1 protein-coding gene is annotated in these 1482 nt (G+C 68.7%); it reads left to right on the top strand.

The window, feature by feature from the left end; genetic code table 11:
• Nucleotides 1-1482: AMP-binding protein (locus MLGJGCBP_RS19960; RefSeq protein ID WP_160097686.1), on the top strand; the 1482-nt coding region annotated here is incomplete at both ends.

Raw genomic sequence — 1482 nt, 5'->3', positions numbered from 1 at the left:
GGAGCGGCCCGCCTTGATCGACGGCGCCTCGGGTGCGGTCACCACCTACCAGGCCCTGGTGGCGCAGATCGGCGGGGTCGCCGGGGCGCTGGCGGCCCGCGGTCTCGCGGTCGGTGAGGTGGTGGCCCTGCACTCACCGAACGTGCCCGCGTTCGCCGCGGTGTTTCACGGCATCCTGCGCGCCGGCGGCGTCGCCACCACCGTCAACGCCCTCTACACCGCCGAGGACATCGCCAAACAGCTCACCGACTCGCACGCGAAGTTCCTGTTCACCGTCTCCCCACTGCTGCCGCAGGCCCGGGCCGCCGCCGCGAAGGTCGGGATCCCGGACGAGAACGTCATCGTCCTCGACGGCGCCGACGGCCACCCCTCACTGCGGGATCTGCTCACCGAGGCCCACCCCGCCCCGGAGGTGTCGTTCGACCCGGCCACCCACCTCGCCGTACTCCCGTATTCGTCGGGGACCACCGGCCGCCCCAAGGGCGTGATGCTCACCCACCGCAACCTCGTCGCCAACGTCTGTCAGATCAACCCGCGGATGGGCGTCGGCGCCGACGACAAACTCCTCGCCGTGCTGCCGTTCTTCCACATCTACGGGATGACGGTGCTGCTCAACGCCGCCCTCTACAACCGGGCCGCGCTGGTGACGATGCCGAAGTTCGACCTCGTCGAATTCCTGCGCATCGTCTCCGGACAGCAGTGCACGTATGTGTTCATCGCGCCGCCGGTCGCGGTCGCGTTGGCCAAGCATCCGTTGGTCGACGACTACGACCTGTCGAGTGTGCATTCGGTTTTCTCCGGTGCCGCCCCGCTGGATCAGGAACTGGGCAAGGCCGTCGCGACTCGGCTCGGGTGCCGGGTCCGGCAGGGGTACGGGATGTCGGAGATGAGCCCGGTCTCGCACGCGATCCCGTTCGACCGCGACGACATCGCCCTGGACTCGGTCGGCCCGACGATTGCGAACATGGAATGCAAACTCGTCGACCCCGCCACCGGGCAGGAGGTCGAGTACCCCAGCGAGGGGGTCAGCGCGCCGGGGGAGTTGTGGTGTGCGGGTCCGAACATCATGGCCGGATACCTGGGCAACGAGCAGGCCACCGCGGAAACCCTGGACGCGGACGGGTTCCTGCACACCGGGGACATCGCGACCGTCGACGCCGACGGGGTGGTGACGATCGTGGACCGGATGAAGGAGTTGATCAAGTACAAGGGGTATCAGGTGCCGCCCGCCGAACTGGAGGCGCTACTGCTCACGCACCCGCAGATCGCCGACGCCGCCGTCATCGGTGTCCTCGACGACGAGGGTGAGGAGGTCCCGAAGGCGTTCGTCGTCGCACAGCCCGGCGCCGAGGGGCTGGACGAGGCCGCGGTGATCGCGTTCGTCGCCGAACGGGTGTCCCCGCACAAGAAGGTCCGCAAGGTCGAGTTCATCGACCTCGTCCCCAAGTCCGCCGCAGGCAAAATCCTCCGCAAGGACCTCCG

Source organism: Rhodococcus sp. T7, from assembly GCF_009872365.1.
In the GTDB taxonomy this organism is placed as follows: Bacteria; Actinomycetota; Actinomycetes; order Mycobacteriales; family Mycobacteriaceae; genus Rhodococcus_F.
This window is presented reverse-complemented; position numbering and strand designations above follow the sequence as displayed.